Source organism: Caldimonas manganoxidans ATCC BAA-369 (assembly GCF_000381125.1).
Lineage (GTDB): Bacteria > Pseudomonadota > Gammaproteobacteria > Burkholderiales > Burkholderiaceae_C > Caldimonas > Caldimonas manganoxidans.
This window is the reverse complement of sequence record NZ_KB905929.1, coordinates 165,078-183,387: the sequence shown is the minus strand read 5'-3', so window position 1 is coordinate 183,387 and position 18,310 is coordinate 165,078. Positions and strand designations below refer to the sequence as shown.

General features: G+C 64.9%; 14 protein-coding genes and 3 tRNA genes. 7 read left to right on the top strand and 10 right to left on the bottom strand.

Going from position 1 to position 18,310, the window contains the following annotated elements; all coding sequences use genetic code 11:
• The first annotated feature begins 8 nt into the window (after nt 1-8).
• Genes F615_RS0100855 through F615_RS0100845 form a run of 3 tightly spaced genes read left to right on the top strand, consistent with a single transcriptional unit; the run spans nt 9 to nt 5,292 of the window.
• Entirely contained in the window at nt 9-3,200 is a 3,192-nt protein-coding gene (locus F615_RS0100855) for an efflux RND transporter permease subunit (RefSeq protein WP_019559277.1), read from the top strand.
• 43 nt (nt 3,201-3,243) lie between these two features.
• Nucleotides 3,244-3,909 (top strand): protein-L-isoaspartate O-methyltransferase family protein, encoded by a 666-nt coding sequence (locus tag F615_RS0100850; RefSeq protein WP_019559276.1) that lies wholly within the window; start codon nt 3,244-3,246, stop codon nt 3,907-3,909.
• Nucleotides 3,910-3,933: 24 nt separating this feature from the next.
• On the top strand, nt 3,934-5,292 hold the full coding sequence (locus F615_RS0100845; RefSeq protein WP_019559275.1) for a TolC family outer membrane protein: 1,359 nt from the start codon (nt 3,934-3,936) through the stop codon (nt 5,290-5,292).
• Here F615_RS0100845 and waaA read toward each other — a convergent pair.
• Both waaA and F615_RS0100835 read right to left on the bottom strand, forming a co-directional pair.
• Entirely contained in the window at nt 5,248-6,612 is a 1,365-nt protein-coding gene (gene waaA / locus F615_RS0100840) for a lipid IV(A) 3-deoxy-D-manno-octulosonic acid transferase (RefSeq protein ID WP_019559274.1), read from the bottom strand. The genes F615_RS0100845 and waaA overlap by 45 nt on opposite strands.
• A complete protein-coding gene (locus F615_RS0100835) occupies nt 6,609-8,000 on the bottom strand; it encodes a phosphomannomutase/phosphoglucomutase (RefSeq protein WP_019559273.1) in 1,392 nt (463 codons plus the stop codon). Before F615_RS0100835 ends, waaA begins: the two co-directional genes overlap by 4 nt.
• A gap of 304 nt (nt 8,001-8,304) precedes the next feature.
• Between F615_RS0100835 and F615_RS0100830 the strand changes: the two genes are divergently transcribed.
• From F615_RS0100830 to F615_RS0100820, 3 genes are read left to right on the top strand one after another with little or no spacing between them, the layout of a single operon-like run.
• On the top strand, nt 8,305-8,805 hold the full coding sequence (locus tag F615_RS0100830; protein ID WP_019559272.1) for a methylated-DNA--[protein]-cysteine S-methyltransferase: 501 nt from the start codon (nt 8,305-8,307) through the stop codon (nt 8,803-8,805).
• The gene (locus tag F615_RS0100825; RefSeq protein ID WP_019559271.1) at nt 8,802-9,725 is read left to right on the top strand and encodes a DMT family transporter; all 924 of its coding nucleotides are present in this window, start codon (nt 8,802-8,804) and stop codon (nt 9,723-9,725) included. The genes F615_RS0100830 and F615_RS0100825 overlap by 4 nt, the downstream gene beginning before the upstream one ends.
• A gap of 20 nt (nt 9,726-9,745) precedes the next feature.
• Nucleotides 9,746-10,189, top strand: coding sequence for a carboxymuconolactone decarboxylase family protein (locus F615_RS0100820; RefSeq protein WP_156824488.1), 444 nt, complete (start codon nt 9,746-9,748; stop codon nt 10,187-10,189).
• 45 nt (nt 10,190-10,234) lie between these two features.
• Here F615_RS0100820 and F615_RS0100815 read toward each other — a convergent pair whose 3' ends face one another.
• Both F615_RS0100815 and F615_RS0100810 read right to left on the bottom strand, forming a co-directional pair.
• Nucleotides 10,235-11,209, bottom strand: coding sequence for a Bug family tripartite tricarboxylate transporter substrate binding protein (locus F615_RS0100815; RefSeq protein ID WP_019559269.1), 975 nt, complete (start codon nt 11,207-11,209; stop codon nt 10,235-10,237).
• 148 nt (nt 11,210-11,357) lie between these two features.
• On the bottom strand, nt 11,358-12,437 hold the full coding sequence (locus F615_RS0100810) for a tartrate dehydrogenase (RefSeq protein ID WP_019559268.1): 1,080 nt from the start codon (nt 12,435-12,437) through the stop codon (nt 11,358-11,360).
• Between the two features lie 123 nt (nt 12,438-12,560).
• On the opposite strand from F615_RS0100810, the gene F615_RS0100805 reads away from it, so the two are divergent.
• Nucleotides 12,561-13,487: a LysR family transcriptional regulator gene (locus tag F615_RS0100805; protein ID WP_026329898.1), complete on the top strand. Its 927-nt coding sequence runs from the start codon at nt 12,561-12,563 to the stop codon at nt 13,485-13,487.
• 5 nt (nt 13,488-13,492) lie between these two features.
• Here F615_RS0100805 and F615_RS0100800 read toward each other — a convergent pair whose 3' ends face one another.
• The 6 genes from F615_RS0100800 to F615_RS0100775 all read right to left on the bottom strand — a co-directional run bounded on the left by F615_RS0100800 (nt 13,493) and on the right by F615_RS0100775 (nt 18,307).
• The gene (locus tag F615_RS0100800; RefSeq protein ID WP_019559266.1) at nt 13,493-14,965 is read right to left on the bottom strand and encodes a high affinity choline transporter 1; all 1,473 of its coding nucleotides are present in this window, start codon (nt 14,963-14,965) and stop codon (nt 13,493-13,495) included.
• A gap of 318 nt (nt 14,966-15,283) precedes the next feature.
• Nucleotides 15,284-15,360 (bottom strand) — tRNA-Asp (locus F615_RS0100795).
• A gap of 48 nt (nt 15,361-15,408) precedes the next feature.
• Nucleotides 15,409-15,484: transfer RNA gene (locus F615_RS0100790), tRNA-Glu, on the bottom strand.
• A gap of 38 nt (nt 15,485-15,522) precedes the next feature.
• A tRNA-Ala gene (locus tag F615_RS0100785) sits at nt 15,523-15,598 on the bottom strand.
• Nucleotides 15,599-15,677: 79 nt separating this feature from the next.
• Nucleotides 15,678-17,066 carry a glutamate--tRNA ligase gene (gene gltX / locus F615_RS0100780; RefSeq protein ID WP_019559265.1) on the bottom strand — a complete coding sequence of 463 codons (1,389 nt, stop codon included), beginning with the start codon at nt 17,064-17,066 and terminating at the stop codon, nt 15,678-15,680.
• The gene (locus F615_RS0100775; RefSeq protein WP_019559264.1) at nt 17,063-18,307 is read right to left on the bottom strand and encodes an O-succinylhomoserine sulfhydrylase; all 1,245 of its coding nucleotides are present in this window, start codon (nt 18,305-18,307) and stop codon (nt 17,063-17,065) included. The genes gltX and F615_RS0100775 overlap by 4 nt, the downstream gene beginning before the upstream one ends.
• Nucleotides 18,308-18,310: the final 3 nt, after the last annotated feature.

The window sequence follows — 18,310 nt, the reverse complement described above, 5'->3', positions numbered from 1 at the left end:
CCCCCTGTATGTGGTTCACCCGCGTCTCGATCGCCAACCCCGTCATGGCCACGATGGTCATGCTGGCCTTCGTCGTCTTGGGCCTGTTCTCTTATCAAAGGCTCAAGGTCGACCAATTCCCTGACATCGAGTTTCCCATCGTCGTGGTTCAGGTCGACTATCCAGGCGCCTCGCCTGAGATCGTCGAGACCGAGGTGACACGCAAGGTCGAGGAGGCCGTCAACTCGATCGCCGGCATCAAGAAGCTGTACTCGCGCTCCTATGACAGCCGCTCGGTGGTCATCATCGAGTTCAACCTCGATGTGGACGACCGTCGTGCCGCTGACGATGTGCGTGAGAAGCTCTCCATCCTGCGCCCGTCGCTGCGCGAGGAGGTCGAAGAGCCGCGTGTGCTGCGCTTCGACCCCTCGGCCCGCCCCGTCTACATCCTTGCCCTGACCTCTCCAGACGGCTCGCGCAGCGCGCTGGAGCTCAGCACTTACGCGGACCAGACGTTGAAGAAGCGCCTGGAAAACGTGCCCGGGGTGGGCTCGGTGTCGCTGGTTGGCGAAGTTCGCCGAGAGGTCAATATTTACCTGCGCCCGCAAGCCATGGAAGCGCTGGGGGTGACCGTGGATCAGGTGCTCAATGCAGTGCGCACCGACAACCGCGACTTGCCGGCCGGCGCCCTGCGTTCGCGCGAGTCCGAACGAGTGGTCCAGATCACCGCGCGCATCCAACGGCCCGAGGATTTCGCCCGCATCATCGTGGCGCGTCGCGGCCCAGGCGGCAGCGTGCCGGTCACTTTGGGCCAAGTCGCCGATATCGTTGATGGCCCTCAAGAACTCGAAACTTTGGCGCTGTACAACGGGCAACGAACCCTGGCGCTGACCGTGCTGAAGGCGCAAGGAGAAAACACCATCGAAGTGGTCGATGGACTGAACCGCGTGGTGGACGAGCTGCGCGGCGAGCTGCCCCAGGGCATGGCCCTGGAGGTGGTCACCGACAGCTCACGGCCAATCCGCGTGGCGGTCAAAAACGTGCGTCAGACGCTGATCGAAGGCGCGGTGCTCACGGTGGCCATCGTTTTTCTCTTCCTGAATTCTTGGCGCTCCACCGTCATCACCGGCCTGACGTTGCCGATCGCGCTGATCGGCACCTTCGGTGTGATGCACGCCTTCGGCTTTTCGATCAACATGGTCACCCTGATGGCGCTGAGTCTGTGCGTGGGTCTGCTGATCGACGATGCCATCGTGGTGCGCGAGAACATCGTGCGGCACATGCAGATGGGCAAGGGGCCGCGCGAGGCGGCGCTGGACGGCACCAACGAGATCGGCTTGGCCGTGCTGGCGACCACCTTGTCCATCGTGGCCGTCTTCCTGCCCATTGGCTTCATGGGCGGCATCATCGGCAAGTTCTTCCACGAGTTCGGCATCACGATGGTGGCCGCCGTGCTGATCTCGATGTTCGTGAGCTTCACCCTGGACCCGATGCTGTCCAGCGTGTGGCACGACCCGGCGGTCATGCGCCGCGACGATGGACCGAAAAGCCTGTATGACCGCACCCTGGGCCGGCTGACCGCAGCGATGGATCGCTTCTCGCATGGGCTTGGTGAGGCCTACCAGCGGATCTTGGCCTGGTCGCTGCGGCACAAGGCAGCCACGATGGGCATTGCCGCAGCCAGCTTGGTGCTGAGCTTTGCGCTGGTGCCTTTGCTGGGCACCGAGTTCGTGCCGAAGGCCGACTTCGGCGACACCAATGTGAGCTTCTACACGCCCGCCGGCTCGTCACTGGAGGCCACCGAGGCCAAGGTGCGGCAAGTCGATGCGATCTTGCGTGAGTTCCCTGAGGTACGTTACACGGTGGCCACCATCAACACCGGCTCGGCGCCGGACAAGAACCAGGCCAACCTCTTCGTGAGGTTGGTCGATCGCCACCAGCGTGAACGCAACGTCGACCAAATGTCGGTACCGCTGCGAGAACGTTTGGCATCGGTGCCGGGCATCACCGTGACCCATGTGGGCTTGCTCGATGCCGTCGGCGGACAAAAACCCATCTCGCTGTCGTTGCAAGGCAACGACTTGCAGGAGCTGCAGCGTCAAACACAAGCCTTGCTCGAACGTTTGCGCACCATCCCGGGCCTGGTGGACTTGGACACCAGCATGAAGCCCAACAAGCCCACGGTGAACGTGCAGGTGCGCCGCGAAGCAGCCTCCGACCTTGGCTTAAGCGTGGGGGCGATCACCTCGACCTTGCGAGCCCTGGTGGCCGGGCAAACCGTGGGCAACTGGCGCGCCGAAGACGACGAGATCTATGATGTGAAGGTCCGGCTGGCGCCACAGGCGCGGCAGCAAGCCGACGATCTGGCCGCCTTGGGCTTGACCGTGGGTCAGAACGCCGATGGCAGTGCCCGCATCGTGCGTTTGGCGCAAGTGGCCGACCTCGTGCCCTCGGTGGGTCCGAGCCAGATCAACCGTCGCGATCTTCGCCGCGAGGTCGAGATCACCGCGAACGTCTCGGGACGCTCACTGGGCGAAGTGTCGGCCGACATCCGGCGCGCCATCGAGTCCATGGCGTTGCCAGCGGGCTACCGGATCAACTTCGGCGGCTCCACGCGCGACATGCAGGAATCCTTCTCGTACGCACTGTCGGCGCTGGGCCTGGCCGTGATCTTCATCTACATGATCCTGGCCTCGCAGTTCAAGAGCTTCGTGCAGCCCATCGCGCTGATGTCCTCACTGCCGCTCACGCTCATTGGCGTGGTGCTCATCTTGCTGATGTTCGGCTCGACGCTGAACATGTTCTCCATCATCGGCGTCATCATGCTGATGGGCTTGGTCACCAAGAACGCGATTTTGTTGGTGGACTTCGCCAACCGGGCGCGCTCAGGCCATGGCGCCGAAGGACTGGAAGGTCGCCGACTCGACCGCGAGGATGCCCTGATGATGGCCGCGCGCGTGCGCCTGCGCCCGATCTTGATGACCACACTGGCCATGGTCTTCGGCATGGTGCCGCTGGCCTTCGCCTTGTCCGAAGGCGCCGAGCAGCGCGCCCCGATGGGCCAAGCGGTGATCGGCGGGGTGGTCACGTCCTCCTTGCTCACCCTGGTCGTCGTGCCCGTCATTTACTGCTATCTCGACGATCTGGCCGCTTGGATCCGCCGCAAGCTTGGCCGCCCCCCACTGCCCGAGGAGGCCAGCGCCAACGCAGTGCCGAAATAAAATCCGGACCTTCCCTAGCCTCGTCCCGGACAAGGACCCGTCCATGAACATCGAACAAGCCCGCTTCAACATGATCGAACAGCAGATCCGCCCCTGGGAGGTGCTGGATCCGTCGGTGCTGTCCTTGCTGTCGGTGGTGCGCCGCGAGGACTTCGTGCCAGCCGCTTATCGCTCCCTGGCGTTCGTCGACATGGAAGTGCCTCTGCTGGAAGGCGGAGCGCGGGGCATGTGCATGCTACAGCCCAAGGTCGAAGCCCGGCTGCTGCAGGAATTGGCTCTGGGTAAGCACGAGAAGGTCCTGGAGATCGGCGCTGGCTCGGGCTACATGGCCGCCTTGCTGGCCCACAAGGCCCAGCGCGTGCTGACGCTGGAAATCCATCCCGAGCTGGCCCGCATGGCCGCCGAGAATCTGCGCCGCGCGGCCATCCACAACGTCGAAGTCCGCCATGGTGACGGCTCCAAGCTCACGTTGGCCGAGGGGCCTTTCGACGCGATCTTGGCTTCGGGCTCGGTGGCCCAAGTGCCGCAACAGCTGCTGTCACAGCTCAAGATCGGCGGCCGGCTCGCCGCCATCGTCGGCCATGAGCCCGTGATGCGCGCGGTCATCGTCACGCGCACCGGCGAGCACGAGTTCCGCAGTGTCGAGGTCTTCGACACCGTGGCTCCCCGTCTGCAAGGCTTCGACGAGCCATCCCGGTTCCGCTTCTGACCCCTGCAACGAGAAGGACCTTCCATGCCTCTGCGTCCCCGCTTCGCGCTGGCCTGCGCGACACACCGACTGTCCCGTCTGCGCCCTTTCGTGCTTGGGTTGAGCCTGGTGTGGACCTTTCCAGCCGGGGCGCAAAGTTTGGTCGAGATCTACGAGGCCGCCCGCCAATATGACGCCACTTACCTGGCGGCCCGCGCCCAGGCCGAGTCGGCACGATTCCGTGCCGCGCAGGCCGGCGCGCTGCGGCTGCCCACCGTGGGGTTGGGTGCCTCGAGCACTCGCACCGAGGCCTATCCAGCCCTGGGCCCGGACGTCTCTGGCACGGCCCATCAGCTGGCGCTACAGGCCCGTCAGCCGCTGTTCAACCGCACCAACGCGGTGAGCATCGATCAGGCCGACAAGGCCCTGGACATCTCCCGCGCCGACCTCATCCAAGCCGAACAAGATCTGATCGTGCGCGTGGCCCAGGCCTATTTCGACGTGCTGGCCGCGCAAGACGCGCTCAATACCGCACGGGCCAACAAAACCGCCATCGCCGAACAACTGGCCTCGGCGCGGCGCAATTTCGAAGTGGGCACGGCCACGATCACCGACACCCGGGAAGCCCAGGCCCGCTTCGACCTGGCCAGCGCCCAAGAACTGGCGGCCGAAAACACCCTGCGCACGCGCCAGCTGGCGCTGGATCAGCTCGTCGGCCGCCAAGGTGTCACGCCCAAACCCTTGGCCACGCCAGTGGTCCTGCCCTCGGTGGAGCCCGCCGACCCCGAGGCCTGGGTCGCACGCGCGCTCGACGCTCCCGCGGTGCGACGTGCAGCCCTGGCCTACGAGATCGCCCGGCTGGAAACCGACAAGGCCCGTGCCGGCCATCTGCCCACGGTGGACCTGGTCGGCTCGCTGGCGCGCAATCGCAACAACGGCTCGCTGTATGAGGCCCAACGCACGGCTGGCAACAGCAGCACCGCCAGTGTCGGCGTGCAGTTCAACTTGCCGTTGTTCGCCGGTTTTGCCGTCCAGAACCGGGTCAAGGAAACGCTCTCGTTGGAAGAAAAAGCACGCAACGACCTGGAGGCGGTGCGGCGCGGGGTCACGCTGGGGACCCGCCAAGCCTACCTGGGCGTGCTGTCGCTGCAAGCCCAAGTGCAAGCCCTGGAAGCGGCAGAGGCGTCCTCCAAGCTGGCATTGGAAGCCACACAGACGGGCTACCGCGTCGGGGTGCGCGTCAATCTGGATGTGCTCAACGCCCAGACGCAGCTTTTCTCCACGCAGCGCGACCTGGCTCGCGCTCGCTACGACGTGCTCTTGGGCCACCTGCGCTTGCGCCAAGCCGCTGGCGTGCTCTCACCCGACGATCTGGCCTCGATCAACGACCTGTTGGCGCGCTGAGTCTCCCGTGGGGAGGAGCAGGCCGAGCACGCGCTCGGCCATGCGCTGCGCTGCCCCCCGGTGGGCAGCGGCAAAGCGGCGGGCCCGCGTGGCCATGTCCTCGCGCCGCCCAGAGTCGACGGCCAAAGCGACGGCTTCCTGAACCCCCTGTGACAACGTCTGGACCCGACAGGCCGCCCCGGCCTGCCAGGCCAGCTCCGCCGCCTCGGCAAAATTGAAGGTGTGAGGCCCCATCACGATCGGGCAGCCGCAGGCGGCGGCCTCGATCAGATTTTGTCCTCCCAGCGGTTCGAAGCTGCCGCCGAGCAAGGCCACATCGGCTGCGGCATAGTACGCGGGCATCTCTCCCAGGCTGTCGCCCAAGCACACGTCGGCTCGGCCGGCCGACGCCTCGGGCCGCTGCGCCCCCCACGAGGAGCGGCGCACCAAATCCAGGCCTGCGGCCTGCACCAGCGCGGCCACTTCGTCGAAACGCTGCGGATGCCGAGGCACCAGCAGCAACAGCGGTCGGGGCTGGGGCAAGGCCTGCCAAGCACGCAACAAGGCCGCCTCCTCGCCTTCGCGGGTGCTGGCGGCCAGCACCACCGGCCGCGGCCCGGCCACTTCCCACGCGGCCCGCCACCCCCGTCCCAAAGCCAAAAGCTCGGGCTGAGGCGTCATGTCGAACTTCAGATTGCCGCAAACCTCCACGTGCTCGACGCCCGCCTCACGCAGGCGCTGCGCATCGGCCTGCGTTTGCGCCAGGGCCCATCGAAGTTGGCGCACTGCCGGGCGCATCAAGACGCCCAAACGTTGTCCGCGCCGCAAGCTGCGTTCGCTCAATCGTGCATTGACGAGCACCATCGGCACCCCGCAGACCGCCGCCGCATGCTGGAGGTTGGGCCAAATCTCGGTCTCCATCAACAAGCCCAGAGCTGGCCGATGATGGGCCAAAAAGCGCGCCACCGCGCCAGGCGTATCGAAGGGCAGCCAGACCTGACGGTCGCCCGGCTGCAACAGGGCTTGTCCCGCCTGCCGGCCAGTGGCCGTGGCATGGGTCAGCAACAGACGCAGCTGCGGGCAACGCTCTCTGAGCGCCTTCACCAGCCCGGCCGCCGCGCGCGTCTCTCCCAGCGAGACCGCATGCAACCACACCGCCCCCGGCGGCGGCGCAGGGCCGTCATACCAGCCGAAGCGCTCGGCCAGCCGATGCCGATACAGCGGCTCCCGGCGGGCGCGCCAACACAAACGCGCCACATACAAGGGCTGCAGCAGCCACAGGGCCACCGAGTAAAGCCGCCGAGCCCAGCGCTCGGACGCACGACCTGCCAACTCGATCAATGTGCGGCCCCGCCGATGCGGGTATCGGGCTTGACCTGACGCACCGCGGCCAAAAATTGCTCACGAATGCGATCCAAGGCTTCCGGCGTGTAGCCCTCGAAGCGCAGCACCAGCACCGGCGTGGTGTTGGAGGCGCGCACCAGGCCGAAGCCATCCTCGTACTCGGCGCGCAACCCATCGATATCCACCACCTCTCGCGCGCCCTCGAAACGAGCGTTCTTGCGCAACTGCTCGATGAGCCGATGGTGCTCGCCTTCGGCACACGCGATATTGAGTTCAGGCGTGCTATGGCTGGTCGGCAGCGCATCGAGCACGGCGCTCGGATCGTCGTGACGGCTGAGGATTTCCAGCAACCGCGCGGCGGTATAGGTCGCGTCGTCGAAACCGTACCAACGCTCCTTGAAGAAGATGTGGCCACTCATCTCCCCTGCGAACGGGGCGCCGGTTTCGCGCAGCTTGGCTTTGACCAGGGAATGCCCCGTCTTCCACATCAACGGCACCCCCCCAGACTCGCGAATCACCTGGGCCAGGCGCTGGCTGCACTTGACGTCGTAGATGATCGTCGCGCCCGGGTTGCGCTGCAGGATGTCGCGCGCGAACAGCATCATCTGGCGGTCGGGGAAAATGTTGTGGCCTTGGCGCGTGACCACTCCCAGGCGATCGCCGTCACCGTCGAAGGCCATCCCCAGCTCTGCCCCATGCGCTTGCACCGCAGCGATCAAATCCGCCAGGTTCTCGGGCTTGGACGGGTCGGGGTGATGGTTGGGAAAGTGGCCGTCCACCTCCGAGTAGAGCTCGATCACCTCGCAGCCCAGGGCGCGCAAGATGCCCGGCGCCGAAGCGCCCGCAATCCCATTGCCCGAATCGACCACGATCTTCATCGGGCGGGCCAGGGTCACATCGCTGACGATACGCCGGGTGTACTCGGGCAACACGTCCAGCCGGTGCACGGTCCCCTGACCCTGCGCATAGTCTTCCAACTCCATGCGGCGGCGCAAGCCTTGGATGTCCTCTCCATGGATGGCGCGACCGCCCAGCACCATCTTGAAGCCGTTGTAGTCCTTCGGATTGTGGCTGCCGGTCACTTGGACACTGGAATGGCAGCCCTGCTGCGCTCGGGTGGCCGCCACGTAATAGCTCATCGGCGTGGTCACGGCCCCCAGATCGATGACATCGATCCCGGTGGCGCACAGCCCCCGGATCAACGCAGCCGACAGGGACGGGCCCGACAAACGTCCGTCACGCCCCACGGCCACCGCCTTGTCTCCCAGCGCCAGGGCTTCGGTGCCAAAGGCTCGTCCCAGGTGTTCGGCCACGGCCTCGTCCAGGGTACTCCCAACGATGCCACGGATATCGTAGGCCTTGAAGATCGATGCGGCTGGCTGCACGGACGCTCCTTCTGGACAATGGGGACGAATGCCTGCCGATTGTAGAGACCGTCCCCGTCACATTCGATGCGCCCTCTGCCGCCGCCTCAGGCCGCGGGGCCCCGAAAGCGGATAATGCCCTATGCCGAGAATCTGGCTCGCAGACGCCTCCTTCGGCCTTCTTGCGCCAGCGTGTGGCGACCCGCAGCGTGCGTCAATGGTGCGCACCGTGCCCCTCGATGGCTGCAAGCACGCACCGACGCAGCGGCCAAGCCAGGTCTTGCCGTCCTCACATCCCCCAGCCTTGCCTGACCGCACCACAACCATGACGAATGTCCCATACACCGCGCAACGCCGCTGGCCTTCGCCGCTGGGCACGATTTGGGCCGCACGCACTGCCCTCGGATTGGCCGGCCTGTGGTTTGCCGAAGGGCAAAAAGACACCCCGGAAACCCTCGACGCACCGACCTGCGAGGACGACCCCTTGCTACGAGCGGTGGAGGCCAGCCTCGACGCTTACTGGCAAGCAGGCTGCCTGAGCGAGCGGCCTCCGTTGGACCTGCATGGCACCCCCTTTCAGCGCGCGGTGTGGCAAGCCTTGCTGGAGGTGCCCCTTGGACAGACGCTGAGCTACCGCGACCTGGCCGAGCGCATTGGCCGCCCACAGGCCGTGCGGGCCGTGGGCGCGGCCGTGGGGCGCAATCCGGTGTCCATCCTCGTGCCCTGCCACCGCATCGTCGGCAGCGACGGCAGCCTCACGGGCTACGCCGGTGGCCTGGAACGCAAGATCGCCTTGCTGCGGCTCGAAGGGGTGCTGGCGGCATGAAGACTCGCGATCTGTCCGAACTCGTGGTCCTGGCCGCCATTTGGGGCGCCTCCTTCCTCTTCATGCGCCTGGCCGCCGGCCCGTTCGGCCCCGTGGCCTTGGTGGCCGTGCGGGTCGCGGGCGCTGCCCTGTTCCTCTTGCCATGGCTGGTCTGGCGCGGTCAGGCCCCGTGGTTGAGCCGCCGTGCGGTCCCGCTTTTCGTGGCAGGTCTGTTCACCAGCGCCCTGCCCTTTCTCGGCTTCAGCTATGCCGCGCTGAGCATCACGGCGGGCCTGTCCTCCATCTTCAACGCCACCACGCCGCTATTTGGCGCGTTGATCGCCTGGCTGTGGCTGAAGGACAGGCTCACTTGGCCTCGCGTGCTGGGGCTGGCCATCGGCTTCGTCGGCGTGGTGGGCTTGGCCTGGGACAAAGCGAGCTTTCGGCCGGATGCGTCGGGCGTAGCCTCGGGCTGGGCCGTGCTGGCCTGCCTGGGAGCCGCCCTGTGCTACGGCTTTGCGGCCAGCTACACCAAGCGCCACCTCTCCGATGTGCCGCCGCTGGCGGTGGCCGCCGGCACCCAGCTGGGTGCCGCCTTGGCACTGCTGGTGCCGGCTTGGTGGTGGTGGCCCGCATCCGCCCCCTCGGCCGGCGCTTGGGCCTCGGCCTTGGCGCTGGCCCTGCTGTGCACCGGCCTGGCCTACCTCCTGTACTTCCGCTTGATGAGTCGCGTCGGGCCCACCAACACCATCACCGTGACCTTCCTGATCCCCGGCTTCGCCGTGCTGTGGGGGTGGAGCTTCCTGGACGAAAGCGTCACCCCTGCCATGCTGGCCGGCAGCGCGGTCATCCTCGTGGGCACCGCCCTCGTCACGGGCGTGTTCCCGCGTGCCAAGCCCAAGATGCCACCTTCAGGGGCTGAGCGAGAATGGAGCTCTTGACCTGCCGACGTGCCCGCACCATGAGCCACATCCCCGACCCCGCCACCGCCGAGCTCACGCTCAACCTCAGCCGCGATGCCTTTCGCGACGGCTTGGCCATGCGACGACGTGTCATGGGCCCCGACTTCGTCGAGCGCGCCTTTGCCAACGCCAACGACTTTCACGCCGAACTGCAGCAACTCGTGACCGCACTGGCCTGGGGCACGGTGTGGAGCCGCCCCGGCCTCGATCCGAAAACGCGCAGCATGATCACCGTGGCCATGCTGGTGGCTCTGGGCAAGCGCCAGGAACTCGAAGGCCATGTGCGCGGGGCACTGAACAACGGCGTGACGGTCGAGGAACTGAAGGAAATACTGCTGCACTCGGCCCTCTACTGTGGCTTTCCGGCGGCCATTGAGGGCTTCCGGGCCGCCCAATCGGTGATCGACGCCGCTGGCGCCGCCCCGACCAAGCCCTCAGCCTGAGCCGCCCCGCCGCGCCCAGCGTCCACTTGGCGCAGGCGGGGCCCCTCAATCCAGCGTCACGCGGGCTTTCTTGACCAGCTGCGCATAGCGGGCCGTATCCGCTGCGATGCGCTGGGCCATCTCCTCGCTGGTGTCGCCGATCGGTTCGGCGCCGATGTCGCGCATGCGCTGGCCAAACTCCGGCGAGCGAATGATCGCCACCATCTCCCGGTGCAGCCGGCTCAACACCTCCTTGGGCGTGGCCGCCGGGGCGAGCACCCCAAACCAAGTGCCCATGTCGAATCCCTTGACTGCGGCCTCGTCCAGGGTCGGGACCTCGGGCAGCGCCGACGACCGCTTGGCGGAGGTCACCGCCAGCGCACGCAGCTTGCCCGCCTTGATATGCGGCAGCACCGGGGTGATCGTGTCGAACGACATGTGCACCTGCCCCCCGATCAAATCGGTGGTCAACGGGCCGCTGCCCTTGTAGGGCACATGCGTCAAACTCACCCCGAATTGTTCGGACAGCTGCGTGCCGATCAAGTGCTGTAACGTGCCAACGCCATTGGAGCCGTAGGTCATCGCCGGCTGAGTCCGGCGAATGAGCTCCACCATGGACTTGACATCCTGCGCAGGCGTGGCGGCATTGATCACCCACACATTGGGCACCAATGCCACGGTGGTGATGGGCGCAAAGTCTCGCTCGAAGCTGTAGCTCAGCTTCTTGTACACACTCGTGGCGATCGTGTGATGCACCGCCCCCATCAACAGCGTGTAGCCATCGGCTGGCGCCCTCGCCACGGCCGCCGCTCCCAGTGTTGCGCCAGCCCCTGGCTTGTTTTCCACCACCACAGGTTGGCCCAAGGGGCCCTGAAGCCGATCGGCCAAGGCTCGCGCCAAGACATCGGTCGTCCCCCCCGGCGAAAACGGAACGACCAACGTGATCGGTTTGGCAGGCCAGGATTGGGCCTGCACGCCCCCCATTTGCAACCCCAGACCCACGATGGCCAAGCATAGGCCCAGCCGGACGAACGACTTCATGACCATGTCTCCTCTTCGAACGGTTGAATCCGAGGCGGCGCAGCCACAGATCTCTGCCGCAGCCTTACACCGCCCTCCGTGCGCCCTCAATGCGCCCCGCCTCGGCAGGCCGAGAAGCAACGACGCCCCGGTGCGCAGCCGCCAGCGCTCATCGCCGACCGGGCTCGAGAATGAAGCGACACACCGCTTCGGTCACCTGCGCCGTGGTCGCATGGCCGCCCAAATCGCCGGTGTGCAAGGACGGATCGGAAGTGACGGCCTCGATGGCTCGCATCACCTGCTGCGCTGCCTCGTTCTCGCCCAAGTGTTCGAGCATCATCACCACCGACCAGAACGTGCCGATCGGGTTGGCCAGCCCTTTGCCCATGATGTCGAAAGCCGATCCATGGATGGGCTCGAACATTGACGGATAACGACGCTGCGGGTCGAGGTTGGCCGTTGGCGCGATCCCCAGGCTGCCCGCCAAAGCGGCAGCCAAGTCGCTCAGAATGTCCGCATGCAAATTGGTCGCCACGATGGTGTCCAAGGTATCGGGCTTGTTGACCATGCGCGCCGTCATCGCATCGACCAACTCCTTGTCCCAGCGCACATCGGGGAACTCTTCGGCCACCTCGTGGGCGATTTCGTCCCACATCACCATCGCATGGCGCTGCGCATTGCTCTTGGTGACCACCGTCAACTGTTTGCGCGGACGCGATTGCGCCAAGCCAAACGCAAAGCGCAGGATGCGCTGTACGCCCACACGGGTCATCATGCTCACATCGACGGCCGCTTCGATCGGATGTCCCTGGTGCACCCGCCCGCCCACGCCCGAATACTCGCCCTCGGAGTTCTCCCGCACGATCACCCAGTCGAGATCTTCCGGACTGCAACGCTTCAATGGCGCGTCGATGCCTGGCAGGATTCTGGTCGGCCGCACGTTGGCATACTGATCGAATCCTTGGCAGATCCTCAGTCGCAAGCCCCACAACGTGATGTGATCGGGCACCCCAGGATCCCCAGCCGAGCCAAACAGAATCGCATCCTTGGCGCGCAGACGGTCCAGCCCGTCGTGCGGCATCATGACTGCGTGCCGGCGGTAATAGTCCGCCCCCCAGTCGAAGTGCTCGAACTCGAAATGCAAATCCGAGCGGCTGCGGGCCAGGGCTTCCAGCACCTGACGTCCGGCCGGCACCACTTCTTTGCCGATGCCGTCGCCGGGAATCAGCGCGATCGCATAGGTTTTCATGACCGATGTCGCAAACGATGTGAAGAGACACCGTCACTGTAGGAGCCCGGCCCGGCCTTGCGAGCGCGCACGACTCAACGCATCATTTACTTCAAGTTCACAATCAAGCCACGCTCCTGCGCCATGCCCAAAGTGGTTCAAGCGTCCGATCTTGGGTTCTTCAGCACCCTGGCCCGTGCCGGCAGCCTCAGTGCCGCCGCGCGCGAGCTGGGCATCACCACCCCTGCGGTGAGCAAACATCTGGCCCTCATCGAAGCCAGATTGGGCGTCAAGCTGATCAACCGAACCACGCGCCGCATGAGCCTCACGCCCGAAGGCGAGCTCTACCTGGAACACGCGCGTCGCATCTTGTCGGAGATCGACAGCATGGAGCAGCTCCTGGGGATGAGCAAACAAACCCCCAAAGGGTTGCTGCGCGTCAATGCCACGCTGGGCTTTGGGCGCAGCCATGTGGCCCCCCTGATTTCCCGGTTCGTTCGCAAATACCCCGACGTCGAGGTCCAACTGCAACTATCGGTCGATCCGCCGCCACCGTCCGAAGACGCCTACGATGTGTGCATCCGCTTCGGCGCCCCCCCAGATGCCCGGCTGATCGCGCACTACTTGGCGCCCAATCGCAGATTGCTATGTGCCAGTCCGGCTTATCTGCAAAAGCACGGGGTGCCCAAAACCCCGCAAGACTTGGTCCGCCACAACTGCATCGGCATCCGGCAAGGTGAATTGGCCTACGGCGTGTGGAAACTCACCAGCGTGCGTGCAGGCCATCTGCGCACCGAGACGGTGAAGATCCGCGGCAACCTCACCACCAACGATGGCGAAATCGCGGTGAACTGGGCTCTGGACGGTCATGGCATTCTGATGCGTGCCCAGTGGGACATCGAACGCTATTTGCGCAGCGGCCGGCTGGTTCAAGTGCTGGCGCAGTACAGCACGCCGGAGGCCGACATTTACGCGGTGTATCCCCCTCGCCACCAAACCTCGGCGCGGGTGCGTGCCTTCGTCGACTACTTACGCACGGCCCTGGCGCACAAGGCCGACCTGCTGATGTGAGCCCTTCAGTGCGTTGACGACGGTGCGGCGGCCACCTCACCGACGGGATCGTGCCGGTTGCGCAGCCACTGCGGCGCCAAAGAGCCGACCACCATGCCCGCCAAACCCGCCAGCAGACCGGCCAACTGCCCGGGGAACACCGTCCCCAGACGGCTGACCTGCGGCAGGAACAGCACCCAAGTGCCGATGCCGGCTGCCAGGCTGACGATGGCACCCTGCGTGCTGGCCCGCCGCCAATACAGACCACACACCAAGGGCACGAAGGCCCCAACCAAGGTGATCTGATAGGCCGAGGACACCAGTTCGTAAATCGAGGTGCCCTCCATGGCGATCGCATAAGTCAGAACCAAGGCGGCAAAGATCACCAAGGTCCACCGCATGGCCAAGAGCTGCTCGCGGTCACTCATTTCGGGGCGCAAGTTTTTCAAGATGTTCTCGACGAAGCTGGTCGTCGGCGCCAACAGCGTCGCCGAAGACGTGCTTTTGATGGCTGACAGCAACGCGCCGAAGAACAAGATCTGCATCACCAGCGGCATGTGCGTCAGCACAAACGTCGGCAGCAGCTTTTGATAGTCCTCCTGGGCCAGATCCAGCGCCTGCTGTCCCATCACGGCCACTGCCGCGCAGACGATGAACATCGGCACGGCCGCAAACAGGATGTAACTCACCCCGCCAATGACCGCGCCACGCCGCGCGGTGCGCTCGTCCTTGGCCGACATCACGCGCTGAAACACGTCTTGCTGCGGAATCGAGCCCAGCATCATCGTCAGCGCCGCACCGACGAACATCGCCACGTCGGTAAAGTTCGGCTGCGGCCAGATGTGCAACAACTCGCGCGAACGGGCCACCTCCATCACCGCGGCAGCGCCACCGGCCAAATCGGCCGAAAACAGCGCAATGGCCGACAGACCCAGCACCAACACGATCATCTGGATGAAGTCGGTCCAGGCCACCGCCAAGAATCCGCCGATCACCACATAGATCAACACCGCCAGCGTCCCGACGATCATGCCTGCCGTCTCGCTCATCGCGCCTTGCGTCAACACCGAAAACACCAGGCCCAAGGCCGTGATCTGCGCAGCCACCCATCCGAGATAACTCAGAATGATGGCCGCAGAGCAGAACACCTCTACGCCCTTGCCATACCGGCGACGGTAAAAGTCGCCAATGGTCAGCAGGTTCAAGCGATACAGCTTGCCGGCAAAAAACGCGCCGACCAACACCAGACACAGCCCTGCCCCAAAAGGATCTTCAACGATGGCATGCAGCCCGCCCTGGATGAACTTGGCCGGGATGCCCATCACCGTCTCGGCGCCGAACCAAGTGGCAAATGTCGTGGTCACCACCATGATCAAGGGCAGGCTTCGGCCAGCCACGGCGAAGTCGCGGGTGTCATGGATGCGCGTGCCCGCCCACACCCCCAGGGCCAAGGTGGCCAGCAAGTACAACACCACGAAAGCGATCAGCAAGGCGTTCATGTCGGAAGATCAAGGGTTGAGCGGGAATCGAACGAGCCCGACGGCGGCTGGCACACAGCATTGCTGGCGTGGCCAAGAGGGCAGCCCATGATGTCACACGCCAAGGCCGAAGCCTAGGCAGACGACGCCCAAGGCACGCGCCATGCGCCATGGCTGGCGCACGCCGGCCCTGGATTCGGCCCCGATCGCTGCATCACCACGGCTCGATGCCCTCACCGACATGCCCATCGCTGCAAACCTGCCTACGGAAAGACCCTTTGGCCTCTCAAATGAAAACGGGGCAAGCACTGATCGTGCTTGCCCCGTGGCGTCAAACATTGGCGGAGTGGACGGGACTCGAACCCGCGACCCCCGGCGTGACAGGCCGGTATTCTAACCGACTGAACTACCACTCCGCGTCGGTAGCGGGTTTTTCGCATCGCTGCGACAAGCACCGCCAAACTTGGCGTCCCCTAGGGGATTCGAACCCCTGTTACAACCGTGAAAGGGTCGTGTCCTAGGCCTCTAGACGAAGGGGACTGAAATCTTCGTCCACTTGAACCGCACGCCGCCTGACTTGGTGGAGGTAAGCGGGATCGAACCGCTGACCTCTTGCATGCCATGCAAGCGCTCTCCCAGCTGAGCTATACCCCCATCGAGGCTTCAGAAATCATTGCTGATTTCTTTTTTGTCGCGCCGTTCAAGCGAGAACGAAAGTATAAACCGAAAATTCTCAGACTTGCAAGCGGTCGAGCACGGTGGATCGATCGAAAAGTTCGAGCACCGCATCGATCGACGGCGTCTGCGCACGGCCGCACACCAGCACACGCACGGGAATGGCCAACTGGGGCATCTTCAAGCCATGGGCAGCGATGGTGTCTTTGATCGCCTGCTGCAGGGCAGCCTTCTCCCAGGTCACCGTGGCGAGCTTTTCGCGCAGCGATTGCAACGCGGGTTTGACGGCCTCGGTCACATGGGCCGCCATGTCTTCCGCGCTGGGCTGCACCGGCGCAAAGTACATCGCCAACCACTGGGCCAGCTCCACCGTGGTGCTGCAGCGGTCTTTGAACAAGCCGCACATGCGGGCCAGCTTCGCATCATCGTTGGCCGACAGTCCCAGCCGGGCCAGCTGCTGCCGCACCAGCGGCACGAGCTTGGCATCCTCGGTCATCTTCAGGTGCTGGGCATTCACCCAGCGCAGCTTGGCTTCGTCGAACTGGCCCGCGCTCTTGCCCAAGTGATCCAGGTCGAACCACTGCAAGAACTGCTCGCGCGTGAAGATCTCGTCATCGCCATGGCTCCACCCCAGGCGCGCGAGGTAATTGATCATCGCATCGGGCAGGTAGCCTTCGTCACGATACTGCGTCACGGGCTTGGCCCCGTTGCGCTTGCTCATCTTCTCGCCCCGCTCATTGAGCACGGTAGGCAGGTGCGCGTACACCGGAGGCTCTTTGCCAAGCGCTCGGAAGATGTTGATCTGACGCGGCGTGTTGTTCACATGGTCATCGCCCCGGATCACATGGGTGATGCCCATGTCGATGTCATCCACCACCACGCAGAAGTTGTAGGTGGGCGTGCCGTCCGGTCGAGCGATCACCAGATCGTCCAGCTCGTCGTTGCTGATCGAGATGCGGCCCTTGACCTTGTCATCCCATACCACTGCCCCGCCGATCGGGTTTTTGAAACGAATCACCGGCTGCACCCCTTCGGGCACCGGCGGCAAGGTCTTGCCAGGCTCGGGGCGCCACGTGCCGTCGTAGCGCGGCTTTTGCTTGGCTGCCATCTGGCGCTCGCGCAGCGCATCCAGCTCGGCCGGGGTCATGTAGCAGCGGTAGGCCAGGCCTTGCTCCAACATCTGCGCGATCACGGCCTTGTAGCGGTCCATGCGCTGCATTTGGAAATAGGGGCCTTCATCGGGGTCCAGCCCCAGCCACTTCATGCTTTCGAGGATGACATCGACGGCGGCCTGAGACGAACGCTCCAGGTCGGTGTCCTCGATGCGCAGGATGAACACGCCCTGGTTGGCCCGCGCGAAGGCCCAGGGATACAGCGCCGAGCGGATGTTGCCCAGGTGGATGAAGCCCGTCGGAGACGGGGCAAAGCGGGTGCGAACTTGGGTCATGCGGTCAGAGTGTCGAGGCCGCGCTGCAGATCGGCCTTGAGGTCTTCGACGTCGTCCAGTCCCACGGCCACGCGGATCAAGCCTTGGGTGATGCCAGCAGCCAAGCGCTGCTCTTCGCTCAGGCGTCCGTGTGAGGTGCTGGACGGATGGGTGATGGTGGTCTTGGTATCGCCCAGATTGGCGGTGATCGAGCAGATACGGGTACTGTCGATCACGTGGAAGGCACGCTTGCGCGCCAGCTCGGCCCCCCCTTGGGCCTGGCCTTTGACGATGAAGGACAGCACCGCCCCGCCCAGGCCGTTTTGCTGGCGCATGGCCAGCTCGTGCTGCGGGTGCGAGGCCAGGCCCGGGTAGTAAACGCGCTCGACCTGCGGGTGCGCTTCGAGCCATTGGGCCAGCGCCAAAGCACGCTCGCTTTGCGCCTTCATACGGATGGACAGTGTCTCCATGCCCTTGAGCACCACCCAGGCATTGAAAGGCGACAGGCACATGCCAGCGCTACGCATCAAAGGCACGAGCTTGCCCTCGATCTCGGCCTGCGGCCCGCAGATGGCCCCCGCAATGACGCGGCCTTGGCCATCGAGGTACTTGGTGCCCGAGTGGATCACGAAGTCGGCGCCCCACCGCAGGGGCTGCTGCAGCGCCGGCGAGCAAAAGCAATTGTCCACGGCCAGCCAGGCGCCGGCGGCATGAGCGATATCTGCCAGCGCAGCAATGTCGCAGGCTTCGGTGAGCGGGTTGGTGGGCGTCTCGGCAAAGAGCAGCTTGGTCTGGGGTCTGAGCGCCGCACGCCATTGATCCACGTCGGTCTGTGACACGAACGTGGTCTCGACGCCGAACTTGGCCATGTCCCCGCCCAGCAGCTTGATGGTCGAGCCAAAGACGCTTTGCGAGCAAATGATGTGGTCCCCCGCCTTGAGCAGGCCCATCACGAGCAGCAAGATGGCAGCCATGCCACTGGAGGTGGCGATGCAGGCCTCGGCCCCTTCCAAAGCGGCCAGGCGCCGCTCCATCATCATCGTGGTGGGATTGGTGAAGCGGGTATAGACAAAAGCTTCTTCCTCATTGGCAAACCGTGCAGCCGCGGTGGCCGCATCCGGGTGCACGAAGCTGCTGGTGAGGAACAGCGCCTCGGAGTTTTCGCCCCAGGGCGTGGCGGGCAGCCCCTCGCGCACGGCCAAAGTGTCTAGGCGGGCATCGAGGGGCAGATCCACACGAGGGATGCCAGGCTTGTCGCTCATCGT

Excerpts from the sequence above, each read along its gene's own strand:
- F615_RS0100855 (WP_019559277.1), top strand. The coding sequence starts at position 9 with ATGTGGTTCACCCGCGTCTCGATCGCCAACCCCGTCATGGCCACGATG.
- F615_RS0100850 (WP_019559276.1), top strand. The coding sequence starts at position 3,244 with ATGAACATCGAACAAGCCCGCTTCAACATGATCGAACAGCAGATCCGC.
- F615_RS0100845 (WP_019559275.1), top strand. The coding sequence starts at position 3,934 with ATGCCTCTGCGTCCCCGCTTCGCGCTGGCCTGCGCGACACACCGACTG.
- F615_RS0100830 (WP_019559272.1), top strand. The coding sequence starts at position 8,305 with ATGACGAATGTCCCATACACCGCGCAACGCCGCTGGCCTTCGCCGCTG.
- F615_RS0100825 (WP_019559271.1), top strand. The coding sequence starts at position 8,802 with ATGAAGACTCGCGATCTGTCCGAACTCGTGGTCCTGGCCGCCATTTGG.
- F615_RS0100820 (WP_156824488.1), top strand. The coding sequence starts at position 9,746 with ATGAGCCACATCCCCGACCCCGCCACCGCCGAGCTCACGCTCAACCTC.
- F615_RS0100815 (WP_019559269.1), bottom strand. The coding sequence starts at position 11,209 with ATGAAGTCGTTCGTCCGGCTGGGCCTATGCTTGGCCATCGTGGGTCTG.
- F615_RS0100810 (WP_019559268.1), bottom strand. The coding sequence starts at position 12,437 with ATGAAAACCTATGCGATCGCGCTGATTCCCGGCGACGGCATCGGCAAA.
- F615_RS0100805 (WP_026329898.1), top strand. The coding sequence starts at position 12,561 with ATGCCCAAAGTGGTTCAAGCGTCCGATCTTGGGTTCTTCAGCACCCTG.
- F615_RS0100800 (WP_019559266.1), bottom strand. The coding sequence starts at position 14,965 with ATGAACGCCTTGCTGATCGCTTTCGTGGTGTTGTACTTGCTGGCCACC.
- gltX (WP_019559265.1), bottom strand. The coding sequence starts at position 17,066 with ATGACCCAAGTTCGCACCCGCTTTGCCCCGTCTCCGACGGGCTTCATC.
- F615_RS0100775 (WP_019559264.1), bottom strand. The coding sequence starts at position 18,307 with ATGAGCGACAAGCCTGGCATCCCTCGTGTGGATCTGCCCCTCGATGCC.